This is a genomic window from Kineosporiaceae bacterium SCSIO 59966, from assembly GCA_020881835.1.
GTDB lineage: Bacteria > Actinomycetota > Actinomycetes > Actinomycetales > SCSIO-59966 > SCSIO-59966.
In genome coordinates this window covers 1,853,186-1,869,798 of record CP052876.1, presented here as the reverse complement: position 1 = coordinate 1,869,798, position 16,613 = coordinate 1,853,186, and the positions used below count along the sequence as shown (strand labels likewise).

Below are 16,613 nucleotides of genomic sequence, written 5' to 3'. Positions count from 1 at the left end.
AGAGCGTCGGCGGAGCGGCCCGACCGCCGTCGTCCGAACGGGCGATCCGGGCTCAGTCGGTGGGGATCAGCTTGAGCCGGACGGCGTTCATCACCACCTGGGCCCGGTTGGTGGCGCCGAGCTTGTCGTACAGCTTCGCGACGTGCGTCTTGACGGTCGACTCCGACAGGTAGAGCCGTCTGGACACCTGGTGGATCGACAGCCCGTCCTTGAGCAGCTGGAGGACCTCGGTCTCGCGGGGAGTCAGCCTGGGGCGGTCGTCGTTGGCGCGGCGACGCATCGCCGCGCCGAGCCCGGCCGCCGAGAAGACGTCGGGGGAGGAGGCTGCCTGGCGTACCGCCGCCAGGACGTCGTCCAGCCCGGCGCTCTTCAGCACCAGCGAGGAGGCACCCGCGTCCAGGACGGCGAACAAGGTGTCGTCGTCGCCGTGCATGGTGGACGACGATGCCGAGGCCGGGGAAGTCGCCGCGAGCCTTGCGGCACAGGTCGATCCCGCTGCCGTCAGCCATCGTCACGTCGCAGACCAGCACGTCCGGCTCGAGGCTCACCAGGGCACGCCAGCCCGAGTTGAGGCCGTCGGCCTGGCCCACGATCTCGAGGTCAGGCTCGGCGTCCAGCATGGTCTTCAGTCCGCTGCGCACCACCGTGTGGTCGTCGACCAGCAGCACCCGCGTCGTCATGGCGACACCTCCGTGACCAGGTTTGTCCCCGTGCTCTCGGCGGCCCCGTCGGGGGTGCTCGGGCGTTCTCCGAAGGTGGTGCCGACGGACAGCGTCGACGTCCAGACGCCGTCAACCTGGCGGTGGGCCACGGAGCCACCGAGGTCGGCGAGGGCGGTGGCGAACGCCGGGTCCGGTGCCCACGCGTGCGGGCCGTCGTGGCCCAGCTCCAACCGCGCCGTGGGCGCATCGGTCTCCAGGACCACGTGCACCCTCGAGACCGTGCCCGCGCTGCGGACGTCGGCGAAGAAGTCCTGCGCGAGGCGCAGCAGTGCGGACTCGACGTGGGCCGGCAGCCGGAACGGGGACTCCTTGAGGGAGAACGACACCGAGGCCCCGGTGGCCGGCCCGAGCGCCTGCGCCGCGCTCGACAGCGCTGCTCCAAGACCTCGCTCGGGACGCACGGACGTACGCAGCGCGGCGATCGAGTACCGGATGTCACGCAGGGTGTGGTTGAGCTGGCCCCGAACCTCCTGCACCTGTGATGCCATCTCCGGGTCACGTGCCTTCAGCTGCCGCTGCACCATGTCGAGCCCGAACCCGACCGCGACGAGGTCCTGCGCGACGCCGTCGTGCATCTCGCGAGCCAGCCGCTCGCGCTCGGCCACCTCACTCATGATGCGCAGCTCGACGAACGCTAGTGCGGCGTGCAGCCGTGGTGCGGCGACGGCCACGGCCCGCTCCACGGACGCGACCTCCTCGATCGAGAACTGGCGGGGGGCGAGCCGCTCGAGCACCAGGAGACCCAGCACCTCGTCGTCCCGGTCCGCGACCGGGACGACCAGCATGGCCGACCCACGACGCCGTCCCTCGACGTCAGCGCGGCGGACGTCCTTGACCGTGCGGGCACCGATCCAGGCCCGGTGCGCCGTACCGGGGGCGGTCACCGGGTCGCGCCACGGCACCCGGTCGACGCCGCGGACCACGACCGGGCTCATCTCGTCAGGGCCGATGCGCACGAGCACGGCGGCACGGTGTGCAGGCGCCGCACGCAGGACCTCGTCGACGAGCATCTCGGACACGGCCGGGACGTCGAAGCCCGCCGGCAGCTCCTTGGCGAGGTCCTGCAGGCGCCCCAACAGCTCCCCGGCCTCCCGCGCGGCGGCCGCGCCGGAGTGGCGGTCGCGCTCGAAGCCCGATCCCCAGGCACCCAGGACGGCGATGGCGAGGGCCAGGGCACTCCACTGCAGGCCAACGCTGACGTCCTCGGGGTTCGGTGCGTTGAGCCACGCCGTGAGCGGTGCCAGGGCGAGGACGCCGCTGGTCAGCAGTCCCGCTCGGACGCCGTGGAGCTCACCGGCGCGGAAGGCCGGGACGAGCAGCAGCGGCAGCAGCGACCGGTGGTCCGGGAAGGTGGACAGGACCGCCGCGACGACGACACCGGTCTCCGTGACGAGGACCGCCAGCCGGCCCCGGCTGTCGCGACCTGTGGCGAGCAGCTCGAGCAGCACGACCCCCAGCGCCCAGGGCAGGGCCTGGACGACGAACGACTCACCGATCGCCGCCACGACGCACAGCATCGCCAGACCCGCGCGCAGCCAGCCCGCGAGGTCGGGCACGCCGACAGGCGCTTTCCCCGGCACGAGACGCACAGTAGTGCGTTCGGCGGGAATTGTTAACAGCGTTCTGCCCGGCTTGTCAGTCGAACGGCGTAACTGGACGGAAAGGAGTGCGAAGGTCACGCGGTCAAGATGTTTGATTTGTCCACATGGTTCTCCACCGCCACGTCCCGGCCCACTCACAGTCGCCGAAGCACTTCGCGGAACTCGAGCCAGGTTGCCGTTGCTGGGAGCCGCGGCGGCGTCTGGCGCTTCGGTCAGCCGATCAGCTGGACGACGTTGACGCCGCCGCCGCCTGCCCCGAAGTCGACTTCCCCGCCGTCGGCGAGAGTTGCCGAGGTGAACCACCCGCTGATGCAGGTGTCGGGCGGACTGCACGGTGGTGAACCTGTCGCGTAGGAGTCACCAGTGAAACTCGGGAACCGCCAACCGCTGAGGAAGAACGCCGCGAAACCGGCCATCTTGTACTCGGCATTGTCGCCCTTTCCCTTCACATACTCGTAAACTGGGAGGGGCACTACCGTCCCTCGTAGCGCGGCGAACTCGTCCTTGTCGCAGGGGATGGATGCCCCCGTGCTCGTACTGAACATTCCGGACGTGTCGCTTGAGGTCTCGCAGTCGGTCGTGTCGTCGTCATCATCGGGTTCGAGCCACCCGAAGCCCCCGGGATGGTCCGATCCAGGCGGACCTTCCGGACAGCCCGAGATGTCAGTTGGGGAATGGAAATTGAAGGTTATTTCGCCCGCCGGGAACGGCGGAGTCCCGATCGATCCCGACGCCACGGCAGCCTCGAGTGCAGCGGGGTCGGCCAAGGCGCCAGGCATGGGAATGGCGTTGTCGAACTCGCACTCGGAGATCGTCAACGGGATCGAGCTGACCAAGGAGGCAGGTGGCCCCCAGATCGCTGTCGCCGAGCGGGCGAACGTCGAGTCGCCGACTCCGAGAACGCCCCGAAACAGCGGGGTGTTGTCGCCGGTGGCCGTCACCGTGACCTTCTGGGCCGTCACGTTGAGGTCCGCGTCTGCAGCCGTGTTCTCGAAGAAGCCGCCGCCGGACGTCGAGTTGGCCCCGGCGTAGAAGAGTGCTTCAGCATCCTCGTCGTCTGGGCAGGAACCGGCGGCGCACTGCTGGGCGATCGCCAAGGCGCCGGCGTCCGCGCTGTTCTGCAGTTCCCGGTTCTGCAGGTGCATGGAGCCCATGTCCACGGCGAAGGCCGCCATCCCCACGAGAACCACCATGAGAATGGCAACCATGACAGCCGTGGCGCCGTCGTCATTCCTCAGCCGCCGCATCGCATGACCGCCTCTGCTGTCAAGACGATCGTCTCGCTGCTCACGAATGGGATCGTGAGATCCACGGGTGCCGTCATCCGGTACGTGATGTCCGTGACACCTGCCGCACACTGGATCGGGTCCGGGACGGCTGTGCAGGCATCCCCGAGACCATCTCCGTCTGCGTCCGCTCCACAGGGGAGTACGGCAGCAGCCTTGGCTCGCTCTTCCGCCACAGCACCTGCGGTTGAGTCCGTGCTGGAGTGGATGGCCATGTACCGGGCACCTTCGCGAGCGCCGCTTTCCAGCGCCGTCCAGTTCGTGTACATGAACCCGAACGAGATGATCCCGAACACCAGAACTATGAGCATGGGCAGGACCAAGGCGAACTCCACGGCCGCAGCGCCGCGCTCACGATCTCCCCGGGGTGCTCTCACGTGCCCACCTTGCTGCTCGAGTTGCCACCTCGAGGCAGGCTAGGACGGTGGCGCGCCACCGCGCGGCGGCTGTTCGGAACACAGCGTCGTCGTCCGTTCGGCCGAGGGCATTCGGGTCGGAAGGGACGCGCGAGGAGCAGGACACGGACAGCCCCGCGTCGGCCGCCGGGATCTGCACGATCCCCCTGACACCCGCTACTTCGGGCCTCGACGAAGCGGCGTTGTCGGCCCACGGCGGTAGCGTGGCCCTCATGCCCGACACCTCCCCGGCCCCCGCGCGCAGCGCCGGCCGTCCGTTCGGCGCAGTCCTCACCGCTATGTGCACGCCGTTCACCGCGGACGGCTCCGCGGTCGACCTGGACGCCGCCCAGCGGCTCGCCGAGCACCTCGTCGACACCGGCCACGACGGCATCGTCGTCAACGGGACGACGGGGGAGTCCCCGACCACGACGGACGACGAGAAGGTCGCCGTGGTACGTGCCGTCGTCCAGGCCGTGGGGGACAGGGCACACGTCGTGGCCGGCGCCGGCACGAACGACACCGCCCACAGCGTCGAGCTCGCCCGCGCCGCCGAGAAGGCCGGTGCCGACGGGCTCCTCGTCGTCACCCCGTACTACAACAAACCGCCCCAGGAGGGGCTGTACCGGCACTTCACCACGGTCGCCGACGCCACCGCCTTGCCGGTCATGCTCTACGACATCCCCGGCCGCACCGGCACGCCGATCGCCACCGAGACCCTCCTGCGGCTGGCCGACCACGACCGCGTCGTCGCCGTCAAGGACGCCAAGGGCGACCTGTTCGCCAGCGCGCAGGTCATGGCCGCCACCGACCTCGTCTACTACTCCGGCGACGACGTGCTCAACCTCGCGCACCTCACCCAGGGCGCCGTCGGCGTCGTCAGCGTCGTCGGGCACGTCGCCGGGCGGCAGTACGCCGAGATGGTCCGGGCCGTCGACGCCGGCGACCTGGCCGCCGCGCTCGCCGTCCACCACCGGCTGCTCCCAGTCGTCGAGGCGATCATGACCCGCACCCAGGGCGCCATCATGGTCAAGGCCGCGATGCAGCTGGCCGGGGTCATCCCCACCCGAACGGTTCGCCTCCCGCTGGTCGAGGCGACCGACGACCAGGTCGCCCAGCTCCGTGGCGACCTCGACAAGGCAGGAGTCCTGTGAGTCACCCGCACCCTGAACTGACCGCCCCCGGCCCGCTCGCCCCCGGCGGGCTGCGCGTCGTCCCGCTCGGCGGGCTCGGCGAGGTCGGCCGCAACATGGCCGTCCTGGAGTACGACGGCAAGCTGCTCGTCATCGACTGCGGCGTGCTGTTCCCCGAGGACAGCCAGCCCGGCGTCGACCTCATCCTGCCCGACTTCGGCTACATCGAGGACCGGCTCGACGACGTCGTCGCCGTCATTCTCACCCACGGCCACGAGGACCACATCGGCGCGGTCCCGTTCCTGCTCCGGCTGCGCCAGGACATCCCGCTCATCGGCTCCCAGCTCACCCTCGCCTTCGTCGAGGCCAAGCTCAAGGAGCACCGGATCAAGCCGTACACGCTCACCGTCACCGAGGGGCAGACCGAGCGGCTCGGCCCGTTCGAGTGCGAGTTCGTCGCCGTCAACCACTCCATCCCCGACGCGCTCGCGGTCGCCATCCGCACCGGTGCCGGCACCGTGCTGCACACCGGTGACTTCAAGATGGACCAGCTGCCGCTCGACGGGCGGATCACCGACCTGCGCGCGTTCGCCCGGCTCGGCGAGCAGGGCGTCGACCTGTTCATGGTCGACTCGACCAACGCGGAGGTCCCCGGGTTCACCGTCTCCGAGCGGGAGATCGGGCCGGTCCTCGACGCGGTCTTCCACCAGGCCGAGCGCCGGATCATCGTGGCGAGCTTCGCCTCCCACGTGCACCGGGTCCAGCAGGTGCTGGACGCCGCCGCCGCCCACGGCCGCAAGGTCGCCCTCGTCGGGCGGTCGATGGTCCGGAACATGGGCGTCGCCATGGAGCTCGGGTACCTCAAGGCACCGGACGGCGTCCTCGTCGACATCAAGGCCGTCGACGACCTGCCGGACGAGCAGGTCGTCCTGATGTCCACCGGCTCGCAGGGCGAGCCGATGGCCGCGCTGAGCCGGATGGCCAACAACGACCACCGGATCCGGATCGGCCGGGGCGACACCGTGATCATGGCGTCCTCGCTCATCCCGGGCAACGAGAACGCCATCTACCGGGTCATCAACGGCTTGGCCCGGCTCGGCGCGAAGGTCGTCCACCAGGGCAACGCCCGAGTCCACGTCTCCGGTCACGCCAGCGCCGGCGAGCTGCTCTACTGCTACAACATCGTCAAGCCCCGCAACGTCATGCCGGTGCACGGCGAGGTCCGCCACCTCATCGCCAACGCGGACATCGCCGCGCTGACCGGGATCCCCCGCGAGCGCATCGCCGTGGCCGAGGACGGCGTGGTCGTCGACCTCGTCGACGGCAAGGCCAGCATCGCCGGGGCCGTGCCGTGCGGGTACGTCTACGTCGACGGCTCCAGCGTCGGCGACCTCACCGACGCCGACCTCAAGGACCGACGGATCCTCGGCGAGGAGGGGTTCATCTCCATCTTCGTCGCCGTCGACTCCGGCACCGGCAAGGTCGTCGTCGGCCCGGAGATCCACGCCCGCGGCGTCGCCGAGGACGAGTCGGTGTTCGAGCCGATCAAGCGGCAGATCGCCGAGGCGCTCGCGGACGCCGGTCGCGAGGGGATCGGGGACACCCTCCAGCTCCAGCAGGTCGTCCGCCGGGTGGTGGGCCGCTGGGCGGGCACCAAGCTCCGTCGCCGTCCGATGATCATCCCCGTCGTCGTCGAGGCCTGAGGACCAGCGGTATGAAGACCGGTATGAAGATGGACGCCGGCCTGCCGCCGACCGCTCCCGTCGACGTCCGCCAGTACGCGGGCCTGGCCGAGCAGGCCGGCTACGACGCGCTGTGGACCAGCGAGGTCCGGCACGACCCGCTGCTGCAGCTCACCCTCGCCGCCACGGTCACCGACCGGATCCGCCTCGGCACCGCCATCGCCGTGGCGTTCGCCCGCAACCCGATGACCCTCGCGGTCAGCGCCAACGACGTGCACGCCGTCTCCGGCGGGAGGCTGCTGCTCGGCCTGGGCTCCCAGGTCAAGCCGCACATCACCCGCCGGTTCTCCATGCCGTGGTCGCAGCCGGCCGCCCGGATGCGGGAGTTCATCTGCGCCCTGCACGCCATCTGGGACTCGTGGAACCAGGGGACCCGGCTGCGTTTCGAGGGCGACTTCTACACCCACACCCTCATGTCGCCGTTCTTCAACCCCGGCCCCAACGAGTACGGGTCCCCACCGGTCTACCTCGCCGGCGTCGGCGACCGGATGACCGAGGTCGCCGGCGAGGTCGCCGACGGGTTCATCGTCCACGGGTTCACCACCGAGCGGTACCTGCGCGAGGTCACCCTGCCCGCCCTGCGCCGCGGCCGGGAGCGCTCGGGCCGGTCGATGGACGGCTTCGAGGTCAGCGGTGCGCCGTTCGTCGCCACCGGGCGCACCGAGGAGGAGCTCGCCGCCGCCCGGGACGCCGTCCGCGGCCAGATCGCCTTCTACGCGTCGACCCCCGCGTACCGGCCGGTGCTCGACCTGCACGGCTGGACCGACCTCGGAGATCAGCTGCACACCCTGTCGCTGCAGAACCGGTGGCAGGAGATGGGCGCGCTGATCGACGACGACGTGCTCGACTCCTTCGCCGTCGTCGGCGAGCCTGAGTCGGTGGGCGCCGAGCTCGTCCGCCGCTACGGCGACCTGATGACCCGGGCCGGCCTGTACACCCCGTACGAGCTCGACCCCCAGGTCGCGGTCGCCATCGCGGCCGACGTGCGGGCCGCCGCCGCGTCGTGACCGGGACGTACCGCTTCGACGCGGCGACCGCCGTCACGGCGACCGGCGTCCCAGGCCGGTGGCGCTGCGCGGTGGACCCCGAGTGGACCATCGGCGGACGCCCCAACGGCGGGTACCTGCTCGCGCTGGCGACCCGCGCCGCGCTCGCCGAGGTCGACGCGCGCGGCGGGGAGCACCTCGACCCGCTCGCCGTCAGCGGCGCCTACCTCGCCGTCGCCCCGGCCGGTCCCCTCGACGTCGACGTCGAGGTGCTGCGCACCGGGCGGGGGACCAGCGTCCTGCGGGCGACCGTGCACGCACCGCAGGACGGCGAGGCCTACGTTGCGGTCACCCTCACCTGCGGGACCCTGCCCGCTGCTGGTCGCGGCCACCGGCACGACGCCGTCCCACCGGTCGCGCTGCCGCCGCTGGAGCGGTGCGTCCGGCTGCCCGCCGGCACCAAGGACTACGAGGCGCCGCTGCTCGGGCAGGTCGCCGAGCACGTGGACCCCGACTGCCTCGGCTGGGTCACCGGTCCGCCGTCCGGGCGGGGCGAGCTGCGCGGCTACCTGACCTTCGACGACGGCCGGCCGCCGGACGGGCTGGCACTCCTGCTCGCCGCCGACGCGCTGCCGCCGGCCACCTTCGACCTCGGCCTGACCGGGTGGGTGCCGACCCTGCAGCTGTCCGTCTGGCTGCGCGCTCACCCGGCACCCGGCCCGCTCGCCGTCCGGCAGCTGGTGCGGGTCGTCGACGACGGGTCGGCGTCCGGCGGCCGCTCGGCGACTGTCGACGAGACCTGCGACGTGTGGGACTCCACCGGTGCTCTCGTCGCGACCGGTCACCAGCTCGCGTCGCTGCGGCTGGGGCTCAGTCCTCGACCCGCACCGTGACCGGGGTGCCACGCTCGATCGTCCGGCTCACCGTGCAGGTCCGGTCGTGGGACGCCGCGACGGCCCGCGGCAGGATCTCTCGGGCCGCGTCGCCGTCCGCCCCGGCCGGGAACCGCAGCGAGAACGTCAGCTCGATGTTCTCCAGCTGGCTGCCGCCGTCCGCGCGGACCTTGTCCGCCGAGCAGCGCACCTCGAACCGCTCGGGCTCGGCCCGCCGCCCGGTGACGACGTCGACGTCGACCGCCGAGCAGCCGGCGATCGCCGCGAGCAGCAGCTCGACCGGGGTGAAGCCGGCGCCGGCGTGGCTGCCGAACACCAGCTCGCCGCCACGGTCGTTACGGGCCCGGTAGACGCCGGTCTCAACCCGTTCAAGGGACACGGACCGTCGGGTGTCGTCGCTCATGGCGCGAACTCTCCCAGACCCGGCGTGTGAGGCGTGTGATGGGTGGGACGACGCACTAGCCTCGTCTCAATGGCGACCCGTGGCTCCACCGCGAACAGGTCGGGCTCCCCGCGCGGCTCCGGCGCGCGCAGCCCCGGCCGTGCTCCCGCGCGGGGTGGCTCCGGCTGGGGTGGACCCGCCGGCGGTGCGTCCCGGTCCCGCGGCAGCAGCCCGGCCCGCGGCCAGCGGCAGCGCCCGCCACTACCGGTGCGCGTCGTCCGCGGCGCCTGGATGGGCACCGCCCACCTCGTCGGCGGCACCGCGCGCCGGATCGGGGACGGCGCCCGCGACCTGGACCCGGCCCACCGCCGGGACGGGATCGGCCTGGCCCTCATCGGTCTGGCCATCGTCGTCGCTGCCCGGGAGTGGTGGGGCCTGCCCGGCACGTTCGGGGACGCCGTGCACGCCGTCGTCGCCGGCACGCTCGGCCGGGTCGGGCTCGTCGTCCCGCTGCTGCTGCTGGGCTTCGGCGTCCGGCTGCTGCGCCACCCCGACCGCGCCGGGGCCACCAACCGGATCGGGATCGGGCTCACCGCGCTCGCCGTCGCCACCGCTGGGCTCGTGCACGTGGCCGCCGGGGTGCCCACCCCCCCGGACGGCGCGGAGGCGATGCGCGAGGCCGGCGGCATCATCGGCTACCTCGCCTCGAGCCCCCTCGTCGCCGCGCTGACCGCCTGGGTCACCGTGCCGCTGCTCCTCCTGCTGGGCTTCTTCGGACTGCTCGTGGTCACCGCCACCCCGGTGCACGCCATCCCGGAGCGACTCACCGGCCTCTACCACCGCCTCACCAGGCGCCCGGCTGATGCGGACGCCGACGGTCGGCCGGACAGTGCCGGTGCCCGCCCCGTGGCCGGTGAGCCGGACCGGCCGGGTCTGCGCCGAGGCCGCGGCGCCCGACGTCGGGTCGGCAGCATGCGCCGGGACGACGACACCCGGGTCGGCGACGAGGCGTTCGAGCAGGCGGCGGACGTCGCCCCCGCCCGCCGCGGGGGACTGCTGCCCGGGCAGAAGCGCCCCGCTGCTGGCGGCACCGGCTCCGGCCCGTCCTCGGCGGCCCCGGCTGCTTCCCCGGCCGTGGGCGGCACCGGCCCGGCGTCCGGCACCGGCCCGGCGTCCGGTGAGCCCGCGGCCGCTGCCCCGGCGTCCGACCGGGCAGCGGCGGAGACCCCGCCGACCACACCGCTGCCGCAGCGGGTCGAGCAGCTCGCCCTGGCCGGCGACGTCACCTACACGCTGCCGCCCAACGAGATCCTCGCCCCCGGCACCCCGCACAAGGCCCGTAGCGCGGCGAACGACCGGGTCGTCGAGGCGCTCACCCAGGTCCTCGACAGCTTCGGCATCGACGCGCAGGTCACCGGGTTCTCCCGCGGCCCGACCGTCACCCGCTACGAGGTCGAGCTCGGCACGGGTGTCAAGGTCGAACGGGTCACCGCGCTGAGCCGGAACATCGCCTACGCGGTGGCCTCCGCCGACGTCCGGATCCTGTCCCCGATCCCCGGGAAGTCGGCGATCGGCATCGAGATCCCTAACGCCGACCGGGAGACGGTCAGCCTCGGCGACGTCCTGCGCAGCCAGGCCGCGCGGCGCAACGAGCACCCGATGGTCATCGGTGTCGGCAAGGACGTCGAGGGCGGCTACGTCGTGGCGAACCTCGCGAAGATGCCGCACCTGCTCGTCGCCGGGGCCACCGGCGCGGGCAAGTCGAGCTTCGTCAACTCCATGATCGTGTCGGTCCTCATGCGGTCCACCCCCGACGAGGTCCGGATGGTGCTCGTGGACCCCAAGCGGGTGGAGCTCACCGCCTACGAGGGGATCCCGCACCTCATCACGCCGATCATCACGAGCCCGAAGAAGGCCGCCGAGGCGCTGCAGTGGGTCGTCCGTGAGATGGAGGTCCGCTACGACGACCTGGCCACGTTCGGGTTCAAGCACGTCGACGACTTCAACAAGGCGGTGCGCTCCGGCAAGATCCAGCCACTGCCCGGCAGTGAGCGCAAGCTGGCGCCGTACCCGTACCTGCTCGTCATCGTCGACGAGCTCGCCGACCTCATGATGGTCGCCCCGCGCGACGTGGAGGACTCGATCGTCCGGATCACCCAGCTGGCCCGGGCCGCCGGGATCCACCTCGTCCTGGCCACCCAGCGACCGAGCGTGGACGTCGTCACCGGTCTGATCAAGGCGAACGTCCCCTCCCGGATGGCGTTCGCGACGTCCTCGCTGGCCGACTCCCGGGTCGTGCTCGACCAGCCCGGTGCCGAGAAGCTCGTCGGTCAGGGCGACGCCCTGTTCCTGCCGATGGGCGCGAGCAAGCCCATGCGCGTGCAGGGCGCGTGGGTCACCGAGTCCGAGGTGCACCAGGTCGTCGCCCACGTGAAGACCCAGCTGCAGCCCAGCTACCGGGACGACGTCGTCCCCACCGTGGAGAAGAAGCAGGTCGACGAGGAGATCGGCGACGACCTCGACCTGCTCCTGCAGGCCGCCGAGCTCGTCGTCACCACCCAGTTCGGGTCGACGTCCATGCTGCAGCGCAAGCTGCGGGTCGGGTTCGCCAAGGCCGGCCGGCTGATGGACCTGCTGGAGTCCCGCGGCGTCGTCGGCCCCTCGGAGGGCTCCAAGGCCCGCGACGTGCTCGTCAAGGCTGACGACCTGCCGCAGACCCTGGCGTTCATCCGCGGCGACGACCCCCCGCCCGCGGCGTCGGGGGACCAGGCGTACGACCAGGCCGTCGACGTCGTCGACGTCGCCGACCCGGACGACGGTCCGGCCGAGGACGCCTGGGAGCTCACCGGGCGCGAGTGAGAGCGAGGCCCGGCACTCCGCCCCACCCCGCGCTCTACCCCTGCTCGTGATCATGCAATCCCGCCACCCTGCACAGCCCCCTCCGCGCCGTGATCATGCAATCCCGCCACCCTGCAGGGCCCCCTCCGCGCCGTGATCATGCAATCCCGCCACCCTGCAGGGCAGCCTCTGATGCTCCCTGCCCTGGGCCCCGCTCCTCGCAGAATGCTGGATTCAGCACAGCATGGCCGGCGTGTCGCGCCACCAACCCAGCATTCTGCGAGCTGGACGGCGGCAGGTGGGGTGGCGGGATTGCATGACCACCGAGGGGGGTGGGGTGGCGGGATTGCATGATCACCGAGGGGGGTGGGGTGGTCGCGTCGGATCGTCCAGGGCTCAGGCCGAGCGGTCGACGACCCGAGCGAGCACTGGGCCGACGACCGCGAGCACCAGCACGTAGCCGGTGGCGACCGGCCCGACGTCGTCCAGGCCGGCCGCGACTGCCAGCCCGGCGATGACGATGGAGAACTCGCCGCGGGCGACCAGGGCCGCGCCGGCGCGCAGCCGGCCCGCCGCGCCCACGCCGTCCCGGCGGGCCGCGTACCAGCCGGTGGCCAGCTTGGTCACCAGCGACACCGCCGCCAGGGCCAGCACCACGGGCAGCACCGGCAGCACCGCCCGTGGGTCGGTGGCCAGGCCGAACGCCACGAAGAACGTGGCTGCGAACAGGTCGCGCAGAGGGGAGAGCAGCGTCCGGGCCCGGTCCGCCATCGACGCGGGGATCGCGATCCCGACGAGGAAGGCGCCGACCGCGGCCGAGGCCCCCAGCGTCTGCGCCACCCCGGCCACGAGCAAGGTCAGCCCGAACAGCCGCAGCAGCACCTGCTCGTCGTCCGTGTGGGTGAGGAACCGCCCGAGCCGGTGACCGTGACGGTGCGCCGCAACGAGCACGACGAGCACGGCGCCGACCGCCAGGACGGCGCCGCCGACGGCCTGCACCGGCCCGCCACCGGCCAGCGCCACCGCGAGCAGCGGGAGGAACAGCGCCATCGCGACGTCCTCGAGCACGAGCACGGACAGCACCGCGGGCGTCTCCCGGTTCGCCAGGCGTCCCAGGTCGCCCAGCAGCCGCGCGACGATGCCCGACGAGGAGATCCACGTCACGCCGGCCAGCGCCAGCGCCCCCTGCCACGGCAGGCCGAGGAGCAGGCCGGCGACCAGCCCCGGCGGGGCGTTGAGAGCGAGGTCCACCAGCCCGGACGGCGTGTGCCGCCGCAGGCTCGCGACGAGCTCGGTGGCGGTGAACTCCAGTCCCAGGGTGAGCAGGAGCAGCACCACCCCGATCTCCGAGGCCACCTCGACGAACGGTTCCGCCGACTCCAGCGGGACGATCCCGCCCTCGCCGAAGGCGAGGCCGGCCAGCAGCACGAACGGGATCGGGGACAGCCCCAGCCGTCGGGCGAGCAGACCGAGCACCGACAGCCCGAGGAACAGGCCGCCGAGCTCGAGCAGCAACGCCGCGACGTCCCCCACCGGCGGCACCTCAGGCGTCGCCGGCGAGCAGCGCCCCCAGCTGCTCGAGTCCCTGCTCCGATCCGATCACGACGAGGACGTCGCCGGTGCGCAGCACGTCACCGGGCCCCGGGGAGGTGACGACGTCCGCGCCACGCACGATCGCCACGATCGAGCAACCCGTCCGGGTGCGGGCCTGGGTGTCGCCCAGCGGGCGGTCCACGAACGGGCTGCCGGGCCGGATCGCGAAGCGGCCCGACCGCAGTCCCGGGACCTCGCGGGACAGGTCGGCGAACCGCTCGGTCAGCCGGGGTGCGCCGAGGATGTCGGCGACGGCCTCCGCCTCGTCCCGGTCGAGCTGGAAGACGCCCTTGGCCCGGTCGGGATCCTTCGCGTCGTAGACGACGATCTCGACCGGGCCCTCCCGCTGGACGACGATGCCGAGCACCAGCCCCGACCGCGTCGTGAGCTCGTACCGGATGCCGACCCCTGGCAGCAGCGTCTCCACCAGATCCACGGTGGTCATCCTGCCAGCACCGGGCATTCCCAGGCCCCGCTCGGTGTTCTACCAGTTGACGCCGGTCGACAAGGCGTCGACCGCGACGTCGTGCGCGGAGGTGCAGGAGATGAACCTCAAGAGTCGGTGGCAGGACTGGGTAGCCCTGGTGGCCGGTCTGTACGCCGTGTTGTCGCCGATCTGGACGACGACCGAGGCCTCTGCTACCTGGACGATGGTCGGCCTGGGCGCCTTGCTGGCACTCGCAGCGGCCTGGTCCGTCGTCCGACCGGACGCAGTGGTGTCCGAGTGGACCCACGTGGCGCTCGGTGCGCTGCTCGTTCTCTCCCCCTGGGTGATGGGCTTCGCCAACCTGACCGGGCTGTCGTGGACAGCGTGGGTCACCGGCGCCGTCGCCGTCGTGATGGGGCTGTGGGCGCTGCCGGAGAGCCGCAGCGAGCACGTGAGGCAGGTGACGGCGCACTGACAGACGAACTGGCACACGAACTGACAGACGCACGGGCAGGTGAGTTGACGCCGTAGTCTGTGGGGTGTGGCTGCCGCGACCGAGACGTCTCGTTCCGCGGCCCTGGTGACCCTCGGGTGCGTCCGCAACGAGGTGGACTCCGAGGAGCTGGCCGGTCGGCTGGCACAGGCCGGGTGGCGCCTCGCGGCGGACCCCGCCGCCGCGGACGTCGTGGTGGTCAACACCTGCGGTTTCGTCGAGCAGGCGAAGAAGGACTCTGTCGACGCGCTGCTCGAGGCCGCCGGGCTCAAGGACGACGGCGCGAGTCGGACTCGCGCCGTCGTCGCTGTCGGGTGCCTGGCCGAGCGGTACGGCACCCAGCTGGCCGACGCGCTCCCCGAGGCGGACGCCGTCCTCGGCTTCGACTCCTACGCCGGGCTCTCCGACCACCTGGCCGCCGTCCTGCGCGGTGAGCGTCCGGCGTCCCACACCCCTGCGGACCGGCGGCGGCTGCTGCCGGTCGCCCCGGCCGAGCGGCAGGCCGGGCGGGCGGTGACCGGTGACCTCCCCGACGGGGTCGCACCCGCGTCCGGGCCGCGCGTCGTCCGGCGCCGGCTGGACGGGCGGCCGTGGGCGCCGCTGAAGCTCGCCACCGGCTGCGACCGGAGGTGCTCGTTCTGCGCGATCCCGGCGTTCCGGGGGGCGTTCGTGTCCCGGCGTCCGGCCGAGGTCCTCGACGAGGCGCGCTGGCTGGCCGGTCAGGGGGTTCGCGAGGTCTACCTGGTCAGCGAGAACTCGACCTCCTACGGCAAGGACCTCGGCGACGTCCGGCTGCTGGAGGCGCTGCTGCCCGAGCTCGCCGCCGTCGAGGGGCTGGAGCGGGTGCGGGTCTCCTACCTGCAGCCCGCCGAGGTGCGTCCCGGGCTGCTGGACGCGATGACCTCCGTGCCCGGCGTCGTCCCGTACTTCGACCTGTCCTTCCAGCACTCCTCGCCGACGGTGCTGCGGCGGATGCGCAGGTTCGGCGGCACGCAGGAGTTCCTCGGTCTGCTGGACGACGTGCGTCGCCGGGCACCGGAGGCGGGGGTGCGCTCGAACGTGATCGTCGGCTTCCCGGGGGAGACCGAGGAGGACCTCGCCGAGCTCGAGCGATTCCTGGTGGCAGCCCGTCTCGACGTCGTGGGCGTGTTCGGCTACTCCGACGAGGAGGGCACGGAGGCCGCCGGTCTCGACGGCAAGCTCGACGAGGCCGAGATCGCCGCCCGGGTGGACCACGTCTCCCGGCTGGTCGAGGAGCTCACCGCACAGCGGGCGGAGGAGCGGGTGGGCTCGCTGGTCGAGGTGCTCGTCGAGGAGGTCGAGGACGGCGAGCCGGTCGGCCGGGCGGCGCACCAGGGACCCGACGTGGACGGCGTGACCCGGCTGACCGGGCCGGTGCCGGTGGGCGACCTCGTCACCGCGCGCGTCGTCGGCAGCGAGGGCGTGGACCTGCTCGCCGAGCCGGGAGCCGGCGCGTGACCGCCGACCACGACCACCTCGCGGACGCCGCCACGGCGCCCAGCGCGTGGAACCTGCCGAACGCCCTGACCGTCGTCCGGATCGCGCTGGTGCCCCTGTTCGTCTGGCTGCTCGCGTACGACGGGGGCGACCAGACGGGGTGGCGACTCGGCGCCTGGGCCGCGTTCTCCGTCGCGATCCTCACCGACCGGGTGGACGGCGAGCTGGCGCGGCGGCGCAACCTCGTCACCGACTTCGGCAAGGTGGCCGACCCCATCGCCGACAAGGCGCTCATCGGCGCGGCGCTCGTCACGCTGTCCGTGCTCGGTGAGCTGCCCTGGTGGGTCACGGTCGTGATCCTGGCCCGGGAGCTGGGGATCACCGCCCTGCGCTTCGTGGTCATCCGGCACGGCGTGATGCCGGCCTCCAGCGGCGGGAAGATCAAGACCGTGCTGCAGGCCACGGCGATCGGGCTCTACCTGCTGCCCCTGCAGGAGTGGTTCGGTACCTGGGCCACCACGGTGGCGTGGTGGGTGATGCTCGCGGCCGTCGCGGTCACGGTGGCCACCGGGGTGGCGTACGTCTACGCGGCGCTGCAGCTGAGGCGGCACAGCGCCCGGACGGCGAGGAAGAAGGCCCGCCGCCAGAGCGGGACGTGACCGCG

General features: G+C 72.4%; 14 protein-coding genes and 1 pseudogene. 8 read left to right on the top strand and 7 right to left on the bottom strand.

What is annotated here, in order from left to right:
• Positions 1 to 52: 52 nt before the first annotated feature.
• From HJG43_08660 to HJG43_08645, 4 genes and pseudogenes are all read right to left on the bottom strand, one after another.
• Positions 53 to 680 (bottom strand): annotated as a pseudogene (locus tag HJG43_08660) (response regulator transcription factor).
• Entirely contained in the window at positions 677 to 2,302 is a 1,626-nt protein-coding gene (locus tag HJG43_08655; GenBank protein UER54594.1) for a GAF domain-containing protein, read from the bottom strand. Before HJG43_08655 ends, HJG43_08660 begins: the two are co-directional and overlap by 4 nt.
• A gap of 233 nt (positions 2,303 to 2,535) precedes the next feature.
• Entirely contained in the window at positions 2,536 to 3,570 is a 1,035-nt protein-coding gene (locus HJG43_08650) for a pilus assembly protein (GenBank protein ID UER54593.1), read from the bottom strand.
• The gene (locus HJG43_08645; protein UER54592.1) at positions 3,558 to 3,986 is read right to left on the bottom strand and encodes a pilus assembly protein; all 429 of its coding nucleotides are present in this window, start codon (positions 3,984 to 3,986) and stop codon (positions 3,558 to 3,560) included. The genes HJG43_08650 and HJG43_08645 overlap by 13 nt, the downstream gene beginning before the upstream one ends.
• Positions 3,987 to 4,237: 251 nt before the next feature.
• Here HJG43_08645 and HJG43_08640 point away from each other — a divergent pair, with 251 nt between their 5' ends.
• The 4 genes from HJG43_08640 to HJG43_08625 are packed head-to-tail and all read left to right on the top strand — an operon-like array spanning position 4,238 to position 8,758.
• Positions 4,238 to 5,158 (top strand): 4-hydroxy-tetrahydrodipicolinate synthase, encoded by a 921-nt coding sequence (locus HJG43_08640; protein ID UER54591.1) that lies wholly within the window; start codon positions 4,238 to 4,240, stop codon positions 5,156 to 5,158.
• Positions 5,155 to 6,840, top strand: coding sequence for a ribonuclease J (locus HJG43_08635; protein UER54590.1), 1,686 nt, complete (start codon positions 5,155 to 5,157; stop codon positions 6,838 to 6,840). The genes HJG43_08640 and HJG43_08635 overlap by 4 nt, the downstream gene beginning before the upstream one ends.
• 23 nt (positions 6,841 to 6,863) lie before the next feature.
• Positions 6,864 to 7,886: a TIGR03617 family F420-dependent LLM class oxidoreductase gene (locus HJG43_08630; protein UER55844.1), complete on the top strand. Its 1,023-nt coding sequence runs from the start codon at positions 6,864 to 6,866 to the stop codon at positions 7,884 to 7,886.
• Positions 7,883 to 8,758, top strand: a complete 876-nt coding sequence (locus HJG43_08625) for a thioesterase family protein (protein ID UER54589.1) — start codon at positions 7,883 to 7,885, stop codon at positions 8,756 to 8,758. Before HJG43_08630 ends, HJG43_08625 begins: the two co-directional genes overlap by 4 nt.
• Here the strand turns inward: HJG43_08625 and HJG43_08620 are convergent.
• On the bottom strand, positions 8,736 to 9,161 hold the full coding sequence (locus HJG43_08620) for an OsmC family protein (protein UER54588.1): 426 nt from the start codon (positions 9,159 to 9,161) through the stop codon (positions 8,736 to 8,738). The genes HJG43_08625 and HJG43_08620 overlap by 23 nt on opposite strands.
• Positions 9,162 to 9,230: 69 nt before the next feature.
• Here HJG43_08620 and HJG43_08615 point away from each other — a divergent pair, with 69 nt between their 5' ends.
• A complete protein-coding gene (locus HJG43_08615) occupies positions 9,231 to 11,999 on the top strand; it encodes a DNA translocase FtsK (protein ID UER54587.1) in 2,769 nt (922 codons plus the stop codon).
• 375 nt (positions 12,000 to 12,374) lie between these two features.
• On the opposite strand, the gene HJG43_08610 is transcribed toward HJG43_08615, so the two are convergent.
• Both HJG43_08610 and HJG43_08605 read right to left on the bottom strand, forming a co-directional pair.
• A complete protein-coding gene (locus tag HJG43_08610) occupies positions 12,375 to 13,511 on the bottom strand; it encodes a cation:proton antiporter (GenBank protein UER54586.1) in 1,137 nt (378 codons plus the stop codon).
• A 10-nt stretch (positions 13,512 to 13,521) separates the two neighbouring features.
• Positions 13,522 to 14,007 carry a cation:proton antiporter regulatory subunit gene (locus HJG43_08605; protein UER55843.1) on the bottom strand — a complete coding sequence of 162 codons (486 nt, stop codon included), beginning with the start codon at positions 14,005 to 14,007 and terminating at the stop codon, positions 13,522 to 13,524.
• A 109-nt stretch (positions 14,008 to 14,116) separates the two neighbouring features.
• Between HJG43_08605 and HJG43_08600 the strand changes: the two genes are divergently transcribed.
• The 3 genes from HJG43_08600 to pgsA all read left to right on the top strand — a co-directional run bounded on the left by HJG43_08600 (position 14,117) and on the right by pgsA (position 16,608).
• Positions 14,117 to 14,473, top strand: coding sequence for an SPW repeat protein (locus HJG43_08600; GenBank protein UER55842.1), 357 nt, complete (start codon positions 14,117 to 14,119; stop codon positions 14,471 to 14,473).
• A 66-nt stretch (positions 14,474 to 14,539) separates the two neighbouring features.
• Positions 14,540 to 15,970, top strand: coding sequence for a 30S ribosomal protein S12 methylthiotransferase RimO (rimO, locus tag HJG43_08595; GenBank protein UER54585.1), 1,431 nt, complete (start codon positions 14,540 to 14,542; stop codon positions 15,968 to 15,970).
• Positions 15,967 to 16,608, top strand: a complete 642-nt coding sequence (pgsA, locus tag HJG43_08590; protein UER54584.1) for a CDP-diacylglycerol--glycerol-3-phosphate 3-phosphatidyltransferase — start codon at positions 15,967 to 15,969, stop codon at positions 16,606 to 16,608. Before rimO ends, pgsA begins: the two co-directional genes overlap by 4 nt.
• Positions 16,609 to 16,613: the final 5 nt, after the last annotated feature.